The organism is Azospira sp. MPR-E4 (assembly GCF_058809645.1).
Window position 1 is genome coordinate 46,458 of sequence record NZ_JBXAST010000018.1, and the last position, 9,677, is coordinate 56,134.

At 67.0% G+C, this 9,677-nt stretch carries 7 protein-coding genes; 3 read left to right on the top strand and 4 right to left on the bottom strand.

All coding sequences use genetic code 11. The annotated features are described in order from the left end of the window. Positions 1-6: 6 nt before the first annotated feature. From AC1RTA_RS07840 to AC1RTA_RS07855, 4 genes are all read right to left on the bottom strand, one after another. A complete protein-coding gene (locus AC1RTA_RS07840) occupies positions 7-672 on the bottom strand; it encodes a protein-L-isoaspartate O-methyltransferase family protein (protein WP_014235522.1) in 666 nt (221 codons plus the stop codon). A 65-nt stretch (positions 673-737) separates the two neighbouring features. After that, complete coding sequence (locus AC1RTA_RS07845; RefSeq protein ID WP_492784420.1) at positions 738-3,941, bottom strand: efflux RND transporter permease subunit; 3,204 nt, start codon at positions 3,939-3,941, stop codon at positions 738-740. Then, positions 3,938-5,092 (bottom strand): efflux RND transporter periplasmic adaptor subunit, encoded by a 1,155-nt coding sequence (locus AC1RTA_RS07850; RefSeq protein ID WP_492784421.1) that lies wholly within the window; start codon positions 5,090-5,092, stop codon positions 3,938-3,940. The genes AC1RTA_RS07845 and AC1RTA_RS07850 overlap by 4 nt, the downstream gene beginning before the upstream one ends. Positions 5,093-5,118: 26 nt before the next feature. Then, positions 5,119-5,754, bottom strand: coding sequence for a TetR/AcrR family transcriptional regulator (locus tag AC1RTA_RS07855; RefSeq protein WP_014235525.1), 636 nt, complete (start codon positions 5,752-5,754; stop codon positions 5,119-5,121). A 369-nt stretch (positions 5,755-6,123) separates the two neighbouring features. Between AC1RTA_RS07855 and AC1RTA_RS07860 the strand changes: the two genes are divergently transcribed. The 3 genes from AC1RTA_RS07860 to AC1RTA_RS07870 are packed head-to-tail and all read left to right on the top strand — an operon-like array spanning position 6,124 to position 9,642. Then, positions 6,124-7,734 (top strand): ABC transporter substrate-binding protein, encoded by a 1,611-nt coding sequence (locus tag AC1RTA_RS07860; RefSeq protein WP_014235526.1) that lies wholly within the window; start codon positions 6,124-6,126, stop codon positions 7,732-7,734. A gap of 47 nt (positions 7,735-7,781) precedes the next feature. Next, positions 7,782-8,735, top strand: a complete 954-nt coding sequence (locus AC1RTA_RS07865; protein WP_014235527.1) for an ABC transporter permease — start codon at positions 7,782-7,784, stop codon at positions 8,733-8,735. A 13-nt stretch (positions 8,736-8,748) separates the two neighbouring features. Beyond that, positions 8,749-9,642 carry an ABC transporter permease gene (locus tag AC1RTA_RS07870; protein WP_130459891.1) on the top strand — a complete coding sequence of 298 codons (894 nt, stop codon included), beginning with the start codon at positions 8,749-8,751 and terminating at the stop codon, positions 9,640-9,642. Positions 9,643-9,677: the final 35 nt, after the last annotated feature.

Sequence of the window (9,677 nt, forward strand, 5' to 3'; positions counted from 1 at the left end):
GGGCAATCAGAAACGGAAACGCTCCTTGGCCGGCGCGTTCTGCAGGGGCGCCACCACGGTTTCGAAAAGATTGAGGCTGGCGAAGGTGGTCTCGCCGGTGCGGGTGACGATCTGGGCTTCCATCACCGGGGCCTCACCGACAAATACGGCCATGCGGCCGCCAACCTTGAGCTGTTGCAGCAGTTCTTCGGGCACCACCGGCAGGGAACCGGAAACGACGATGACGTCGTAGGGAGCGCCGGCGGCCCAGCCATGCACGCCATCACCCACTTCGACGGAGACGTTGCTGATGCCGGCCTTGGCCAGGTTGGCCTTGGCGGTCTTGGCGATGGCCGGGCTGATCTCGACGCTGGTCACCTGGTCGGCCTTGGCGGCGAGCAGGGCGGCCATGTAGCCGGAGCCGGTACCGATTTCCAGGACCTTGTCCTTGGGTTGCACGGCCAGTTCCTGCAGCAGCTTGGCTTCCATCTTGGGGGCCAGCATCACGGCGCCTTCGCCCAGGGGAATCTCCAGGTCGGCAAAGGCCAGGGCCTGATGGGCGGCGGGGACGAACTCCTCGCGCCGGACCTCGGACAGCAGGTCCAGCACATCCTGGTCCAGCACGTTCCAAGGCCGGATCTGCTGCTCGATCATGTTGAAGCGGGCTTGTTCCATGTTTTGCACTTGTTCCATCACGAGTCCCCGTCTGCGGTCGTTATATTAGCACTTACTAATATGTGGTTGGCGGAAAAAGGCGATTATAACTGAGGCCCCTGGCGACTGCCGGCCAGGGTTTCGTCCACCGTTTGCAGGGACTCCGCCGGCGCGGCAGGCTTGACCTTGTGCCAGGCGGCGTACAGGGCCGGCAGGAAAATAAGGGTGAGCAGGGTCGCCACGGTCAGGCCGCCCATGATGGCCACGGCCATGGGGCCGAAGAAGGCGCTGCGGGTCAGGGGAATCATGGCCAGGATGGCTGCCGCCGCCGTCAGCACGATGGGCCGCAGACGCCGCACCGTAGAATCGACGATGGCCTCCCAGCGGGGCTTGCCCGCCTTCTCGTCCTGGTCGATCTGGTCCACCAGGATCACCGAGTTGCGCATGATCATGCCGGAGAGGGCGATGGTCCCGAGCATGGCGACAAAGCCGAAGGGCTTGTTGAACAGCAGCAGGAACACGGTCACCCCGACCAGGCCCAGGGGCGCGGTCAGCAGCACCATGGCCACCTTGGAGAAGCTCTGCAGCTGCAGCATCAGCACCGTCAGCACCACCAGGAAGAAGAGGGGCACGCCGGCGGCAACGGAAGCGCCGCCCTTGGCCGACTCTTCCACAGCGCCACCCACTTCCAGGGTGTAGCCCAGGGGCAGGGAGGCCTTGATGGACTGCAGGGACTTTTCCACCTGGGCCGACACCACCGGCCCCTGCATGTGGCCGTAGATATTGCCGCGCACGGTGATGGTGGGCACCCGGTTGCGGCGCCAGACGATGCCTTCCTCGAAGCCGTATTCCAGGGTCGCCACCTGGGACAGGGGCACGGCCTTGCCGGCCCGGGTCGGCAGCATCAGGTCCGGCAGCAGGGAGAGACGCCGCCGTTCCATTTCGGTACCGCGCAGATGCACATCCACCAGTTCGGCGCCGTCGCGGAATTCGGTGACGCTCTGGCCCTTGAGGGCGGTGTTGATCAGGTTGGCGATGTCGCTGGAGGTGACGCCCAGCAGGCGGGCCTTGGACTGATCTACGGTGAGATGGACCACCTTGGCCGGCTCCTCCCAGTCCAGGTGCACATTGGCCAGGCTGGGATTGGCCCGCATCACCTGGGCCACCTCGTGGGCGTAGCCACGCAGCACATTGAGATCGGGGCCGGCGACGCGGAACTGCACCGGGAAGCCCACCGGCGGGCCGTTCTCCAGACGGTTGATGGCCGCCCGCAGGCTGGGGAAGTCATGCTCGAAAAGATCGATCAGCTTGCTGCGCAGGGTCTCCCGTTCCGGCGACCCCTGGGTCAGGATGACGAACTGGGCGAAGTTCTTCTGCGGCATCTGCTGATCCAGGGGCAGATAGAAGCGGGGGCTGCCGGTACCGACGTAGGCCACCACATTGTCGATGCCGGGCTGCTCGGCCAGCCAGGACTCCAGGCGCTTGGCCTCGGCGTCGGCGGCATCCCAGGAGGCGCCCTCGGCCAGGCGCAGGTCCACGATCAGTTCGGGCCGTGTGGAATCCGGGAAGAACTGCTGCTGCACCATGCCGAAACCGACGATGGAGGCGACGAAGGCACCCACGGTGATGCCGATCACCAGCCAGCGGCGCCGCACGCAGGCATCCACCAGGGCGCGGAAGCGGCGATAGAAGGGCGTGGCGTAGATATCGTGCTCGCTGTGGGTGTGGGGCTCCTTGTGCAGCCAGCGTTCGAGCCAGGGCAGGCGGCGCATCAGCCAGCGGCTGAGGCGTCCCGGCTCCTGATGGGCCACCCGGTGGTGGGCGAAGTCCGGCAGCAGCTTGTAGCCAAGATAGGGCACGAACAGCACCGCCGCCACCCAGGAAATGAGCAGGGCAATCACCGTCACCTGGAAGATGGAACGGGTGTACTCGCCGGTGGCGGAAGCGGCGGTGGCGATGGGCAGGAAGCCCGCGGCCGTCACCAGGGTGCCGGAGAGCATGGGCATGGCGGTGGATTCGTAGGCGAAGGAGGCCGCCTTGGCCCGGGCCCAGCCCTGTTCCATCTTGGTCGCCATCATTTCCACGGCGATGATGGCGTCGTCCACCAGCAGGCCCAGGGCCAGGATCAGGGCGCCGAGGGAAATCTTGTGCAGGCCGACACCGAAGATCTGCATGAAGAGGAAGGTGATGGCCAGCACCACCGGAATGGTGATGGCCACCACGATGCCGGTGCGCAGGCCGAGGGAAAGCAGGCTGACGCCGAGGACGATGATCACCGCCTCAATCAGGGAACGCACGAATTCATTGACCGAACGCTGCACCGCCTGGGGCTGGGAGGAGACGGTGTGCAGTTCCAGGCCCACCGGCAGGCGGTCCTGGATGGAGGCCACGGCGCCGTCGAGGCCGCCGCCGAGGCGGATGATGTCGCCGCCCTTGGCCATGGAGACGCCGATCAGCACCGCTTCCTTGCCCATGTAGCGGATCTTCTGGGTGGGCGGATCCTCATAGCCGCGGCCGATGCTGGCGATGTCGCCCAGGCGCACCTCGCGGCCGTTGGCCCGCAGACGGGTTTCCCGCAGGGCCGCCAGGTCGTCGTAACGGCCGCTGACGTCGATGCGGATGTGCTCGCTGGGGGTATCGAAGCTGCCGGCTGCCAGCACCGCATTCTGGTTCTGCAGGGCGGCCACCACTGCGGCGCCATCAATGCCCAGGGTAGCAAGCTTGGCGTTGGAGAGTTCGATATAGACCCGCTCCTTCTGCTCGCCGAAGAAATCCACCTTGGCCACGTCCTTCACCCGCAGCAGTTCGGCCCGGATGGCCTCGGCCTGGCGCTTCAGTTCCGTATAGCCGAAACCGTCGCCGACCACGGCGTAGAGATTGCCGTACACGTCGCCGAACTCGTCGTTGAAGGTGGGGCCCTCGATACCCTTGGGCAGGGTGTAGCGCATGTCGCCCACCTTCTTGCGCACCTGGTACCAGATGTCCGGCACCGCCGCGGCGGGCGTCGCGTCCTTGGCCTGGAAGAAGATCATGGATTCGCCGGGCCGCGAATAGCTGCGGATGATGTCCGCGTAAGGCACGGACTGCAGGGTCTTCTCGATCTTCTCGGTGACCTGGCGCTCCACCTCCTGGGCACTGGCGCCGGGCCAAGCGGTGCGCACCACCATGACCTTGAAGGTGAAGGGCGGATCTTCCGACTGGCCCAGCTTGGAATAGGCCAGCAGACCCACCAGGGTCAGGGCCACCATGAAATAGAGCACCAGGGCCGGATGCCGCAGGCCCCACTCGGAAATGTTGAAGCGCTTCACTTGGCGGACTCCGCCGGCTTGGCCGCCACCGGGGTCGCGGCTACGGGGCCAGCCCCGCCGCCGCCCACCATGGGCAGAGGCACGTTGCTCGGCTCCACGGCCCGCACCAGTTGGCCGGGTTGCAGCTTGTGCACGCCGGCGATGACCACCCGCTCACCCCGGGCCAGGCCCTTTTCCACCACCACGCCGTCCTCCCGGAAGGGCCCGGTGGTGACGCTGCGGGGCTGCACCTCGCCGCTCTGGGGATTGACCACCCACACCGTGTTCTTGCCGTCCTGACGTGTCAGGGCCGCGGTGGGCACCAGCAGGGGCGCCTCGGCGCTGCCGATGAGCACGCCGGCGGTCATGCCCAGGCGCAGGCCGGCATCCGGCTCCAGCACAGTGACCTTGACCTGGAAGCTGCGGGTGGCGGCATCGGCTGCCGGCGCCACTTCCCGCACCCGGGCAGCGTAGGACTGGTCCTGGTTGGCCCAGAGGCGGATGACGGCGCTGGTGCCGGGCTCGATGCCCTTCATGCGACCTTCCGGCACCGCCACCACCACTTCCTTGTCGCCCGCCAGGGCCAGTCGGATGGCCGGCTGGCCGGCGCTGACCACCTGCCCCGGCTCCACCTTGACGTCGGTCACCACCCCGTCCTTTTCCGCCACCAGGTCGGTGTAGCCGGCCTGGTTGCCGGTCACCGCAGCCTGGGCCCGGGCCTGGTCGAGGCGGGCCTGGGCGGCCTTGAACTGGGCCTCGCGGCTGTCGAAGGCGCTCTGGGAGATGAACTGTTTTTCCAGCAGCTTCTTCTGCCGCTCGTATTCCGCCTTGGCCACCAGGAAGTCGGCCTCGGCCGCCTTGGTCTGGGCATTGGCGGCGGCCGCCGAGAGGCCCGCGTCCACCGGGTCCAGGCGGGCAAGAATCTGGCCCTTCTTAACCACGGCGCCGATATCCACCTTGCGTTCCACCACCTTGCCGCCGATGCGGAAGCCCTGGTCGGTCTCGTAGCGGGCCCGCACCTCGCCCACCCACAGCATGTCGCTCTGGCCGACTGCGCCCACCACCTGGGTCAGGGCCGGGCGGGGCTCGGGCGCCTTGGGCGCCTCCTTGCCGCAGGCGGCCAGGACCATGGCCGTGACGGCCAGCAGCGCGAAGGAAGGAATGGTTTTCATGGGGAGGACTCCGGAAGGGGCGGTGCTCACGGCCGCAGGCCCTTGATCAACAAATCGAAATGGGTGTCGAGGAAACGGACGGGGTCCCGCTCCTCCTCGGCGCAGCAGGGGCCGATGGAATAGCGCCACACGGCCAGCATCAGGATGGGAGCGAAAATGACGTCCACCGCCATGCCCACATCCACGGGACGGAACTCGCCCTGGTCCATGCCGCGCTGCAGGGCCTCCCGCAGCAGGGCACGGCCCGGATCGATGACGTTCTCCCGGTAGAACGCCGCCACCTTGGGGAAGTTGCCGGCCTCGGAAACCATCAGCTTGGGCACGCCGCCCAGGGGACTTTCCCCCAGCAGCTCCCACCAGCCGAGCAGCAGGCAGCGCAGCAGTTCGCTGGCCGAGCCCTGGTGCTCCTCCAGCATGGTGCGGCCCTCGTTCATGGCCGGAATGATGCCTTCCCGGATCACCGCCTCGAACAGGGCTTCCTTGCTGTCGAAATAAAGGTACAGGGTGCCCTTGGAAACGCCGGCCCGGGCGGCGATGTCCTCCAGCCGGGTGGCGGCAAAACCGCGTTCGGTAAACAGTTCCAGGGCAGCCGCCGTCAGCTCCTGGGGGCGGGCTTCCTTGCGGCGGCGGCGGGGTGGATCGGCGGAATCACAGAGAGACATGGGAATACATTACTGACTGACCGGTCAGTAATGTATTGAAAAGAAAAGGTCCGGTCAACCCACCGCCAGCCTGCCCCTTTTCCCTTGATGCCGCCCCTGCCTTTCGCTGGCAAAGGGCCACGCCCCAGGCCGGCCCGACGGCCAATGACGGAACCTGGCCTGGCACCTAAGCAGTGATCTTCTCCGGGCATGCGCCCCGTCCAGGTGCATCTTGTATGCAAGTTCGACTGCCGCCGCCGGCGCGGCAAAAAATACAATTTGCCAACTAGCAGAGCACATTCAAGCGACTAGGAAATACATCGGCGCTCCGGCCCGGATTGGCACGTTGCATGCAATCCATGGACTGTCTCCCCAACCTAGGAGTAGTCGATGAAACCCCGCAATTTCAAGCTTCGCCACTGGCTGGCAGCTCTCCCCCTGAGCTTCGCCCTGCATGCAGGACTGCATGCAGAAACGGTGGCCCGCTACGGCATTTCCATGGCCGACATTCCCCTCACCACCGGCCAGCCGGACCGGGGCGCCGGCGCCTACCAGTTCACCGGCCACACCCTGTACGACCCCCTGATCGCCTGGGAAGCCAACGTGGGCAACCGCCCCGGCAAGCTGGTGCCCGGCCTGGCCACCGAGTGGAAGGCAGATCCGAAGGACAACAAGAAGTGGCGCTTCACCCTGCGCAAGGGCGTCAAGTTCCATGACGGCTCCGAATTCACTGCCGATGCGGTGATCTGGAACCTGGACAAGGTCCTGGCGGAAAAGTCGCCCCAGTTCGACGCCAAGCAGAGCGCCCAGGTGCGCCCGCGCATTCCCTCCATCGCCTCCTACCGCAAGGTCGGTCCCTACGAGGTGGAGATCACCACCAAGGAAGTGGACGCCCTGTTCCCCTACCAGTTGCCCTGGTTCCTGGTCTCCAGCCCGGCCCAGTGGGAAAAGCTGGGCAAGGACTGGAACAAGGTGGCCAGCCAGCCCTCCGGCACCGGCCCCTTCAAGCTGGACAAGCTGGTTCCCCGGGAACGGGCCGACCTGGTGAAGAACGCCGCCTACTGGGACAAGAGCCGCCTGCCCAAGACCGACCGCATCGTCCTGCTGCCCATCCCCGACGCCATGACCCGGGCCAACGCCCTGCTCAACGGCCAGGTGGACATCATCGAGACGCCGCCGCCGGACGTGCTGCCCCAGCTCAAGGCCGGCGGCTTCAAGCTGGTGCAGAACGTCACGCCCCACGTCTGGCCCTACCACTTCTCCACCTACCCGGGCTCGCCGTGGACCGACATCCGGGTGCGCAAGGCGGCCAACCTGGCCATCGACCGGGATGCGGTGGTCAAGCTGATGAGCGGCCTGGCCACCCCGGCCAAGGGCCAGGTGGACGCCACCAGCCCCTGGTTCGGCAAGCCCAACTTCAAGATCGGCTACGACCTGGCCGCCGCCCGCGCCCTCATGGCCCAGGCCGGCTACGGCCCCTCCAAGCCCCTCAAGGCCAAGGTCATCATCGCTCAGGGCGGCACCGGCCAGATGCTGTCCCTCCCCATGAACGAGTTCGTGCAGCAGAGCCTGGCGGAGATCGGCATCGAGGTGACCTTCGAGGTGGTGGAGCTGGAGAACCTGTACCGCCACTGGCGCGCCGGGGCCAAGGCCGACATCAACGCCGGCAAGGGCATCACCGCCATCAACCTGGGCTACGTCACGGCCGACCCGTTCTACGCCATCACCCGCTTCACCGACAGCCATTACGTGGCGCCCAACGGGGTGAACTGGGGCGGCTACAACAACCCCAAGGTGGACGCGGCCCTGGAGAAGATCCGCACCACCTTCGACAGCAAGACCCAGGACGGCCTGCTCGCCTTCGTGCACCAGAGCATGGTGGACGACGCCCAGATGCTGTGGGTGGTGCATGACGTGAATCCCCACGCCCTGTCGCCCAAGGTCAAGGAGTTCATCCAGGCCCAGCACTGGTTCCAGGACCTCACCACCATCCGCATGTAATCCCCACCGGGCCGGGGTTAGCCCCGGCCCATGACGGAAAGCCCGCCATGTTTGCCTACATCCTGAAACGGCTGATCTACGCCATCCCCATCGCCCTCAGTGTGACGGTGGTGTCCTTCGTCCTCGTCTATCTGGCCCCGGGCGACCCCCTCAACGCCATTGCCCCGGCCGACGCACCGGAAGAGGTGATCCAGGCCTTGAAGAGCGCCTACGGCCTGGACAAGCCGGTGCCCGTGCAATACGGCCTGTGGCTGATGCGCGCCGTGCAGGGCGACCTGGGCCTGTCCATCGCCTCGGGCCGGGAAGTCACCGCCGAAGTGCTCAGCGCCGTCAGCAACACCCTGCTCCTGGCCGGCATGGCCGCCGCCATCGGCGTGGTCCTCGGTTGCATCCTCGGCGCCCTTGCCGGCTACCGCCACGGCACCTGGATCGACAAGGCAGCCACCGCCCTCTCCGTGGTCGGCGTCAGCATCCCCCACTACTGGCTGGGCCTGGTCCTGACCATCCTCTTTTCCATCTGGCTGCCCTGGTTCCCGGCCATGGGCGCCGGCCCCGGCGGCTCCGGCGAGTGGCTGTGGGACCTGGAGCACCTGCGCTACCTGGTGTTGCCGGCCCTGACCCTGTCGGTGATCCCCATGGGCATCATCACCCGCACCGTGCGGGCCCTGGTGGCCGACATGCTGGGCCAGGAATTCGTCACCGCCCTGCGCGCCCGGGGCCTCTCCGGCGGCGCCGTCTTCCGCCATGTGGCCAAGAACACCGCCCCCACCGTGCTGGCCGTGGCCGGCCTGCAGATCGGCTACCTGATGGGCGGTTCCATCCTGGTGGAGACCGTCTTCGCCTGGCCCGGCACCGGCTTCCTTCTCAACACCGCCATCTTCCAGCGGGACATCCCCCTGCTCCAGGGAACCATCCTGGTGCTGTGCATGTTCTTCGTGGTGCTCAACCTGCTGGTGGACATCCTGCAACCCCTGATCGACCCGCGCATGGGCCGCAGCTGAAAGAGGAACGACCATGTCCGCAACCCTTCCCCTCCCCCTGCCGGCCGCTGCGGCGCCGGCCCAGCCCAGCCGCAGCTACTGGACCGTGGTGTGGCGCCAGCTGCGGCGCGACCCCATGGCCATGGCCAGCGCCGCCGTGCTGCTGCTGATCGTCGGCGCCGCCGTCTTCGCGCCCTGGCTGGCCCCGGCCGATCCCTACAAGGCCAGCATGATCAAGCGCCTGCTGCCCATCGGCAGCCCCGGCTTCCTTCTCGGCACCGACGAGCTGGGCCGCGACCTGCTCAGCCGCCTCATGCACGGCGGCCGCCTCTCCCTGCTCATGGGTGTGGTGCCGGTGCTGGCGGCCTTCGGCATCGGCACCACCATCGGCCTCCTGGCTGGCTACGTCGGCGGCCGGGTGAACATGGCCATCATGCGCGTGCTCGACATCTTCTACGCCTTCCCCTCGGTGCTGCTGGCGGTGGCCATCTCCGGCGCCCTGGGGCCAGGCATGAGCAACAGCCTGATCGCCCTGACCCTGGTTTTCGTGCCCCAGGTGGTGCGGGTGGCCGAGAGCGTCACCACCCAGGTGCGCCAGCTGGACTACATCGAGGCGGCGCGCATGAGCGGCGCCGGGGCCTTCTCCATCATCCGCACCCACGTGCTGGGCAATGTGCTGGGACCGGTCTTCGTCTATGCCACCGGCCTCCTCAGCGTCAGCATGATCCTGGCCTCGGGCCTGTCCTTCCTCGGGCTCGGGGTGAAGCCGCCGGAACCCGAGTGGGGCCTCATGCTCAACACCCTGCGCTCGGCCATCTACAGCAATCCCTGGGTCGCCGCCCTGCCCGGCGTGCTGATCTTCGTCACTTCCATCGCCTTCAACCTGCTCGCTGACAGCGTGCGCTCCGCCATGGACATCCGCAAATGAACGCCGCCCTCGCCCCCACGCCCGCCCCCCACGAC

Excerpts from the sequence above, each read along its gene's own strand:
- AC1RTA_RS07840 (WP_014235522.1), bottom strand. The coding sequence starts at position 672 with ATGGAACAAGTGCAAAACATGGAACAAGCCCGCTTCAACATGATCGAG.
- AC1RTA_RS07850 (WP_492784421.1), bottom strand. The coding sequence starts at position 5,092 with ATGAAAACCATTCCTTCCTTCGCGCTGCTGGCCGTCACGGCCATGGTC.
- AC1RTA_RS07855 (WP_014235525.1), bottom strand. The coding sequence starts at position 5,754 with ATGTCTCTCTGTGATTCCGCCGATCCACCCCGCCGCCGCCGCAAGGAA.
- AC1RTA_RS07860 (WP_014235526.1), top strand. The coding sequence starts at position 6,124 with ATGAAACCCCGCAATTTCAAGCTTCGCCACTGGCTGGCAGCTCTCCCC.
- AC1RTA_RS07865 (WP_014235527.1), top strand. The coding sequence starts at position 7,782 with ATGTTTGCCTACATCCTGAAACGGCTGATCTACGCCATCCCCATCGCC.
- AC1RTA_RS07870 (WP_130459891.1), top strand. The coding sequence starts at position 8,749 with ATGTCCGCAACCCTTCCCCTCCCCCTGCCGGCCGCTGCGGCGCCGGCC.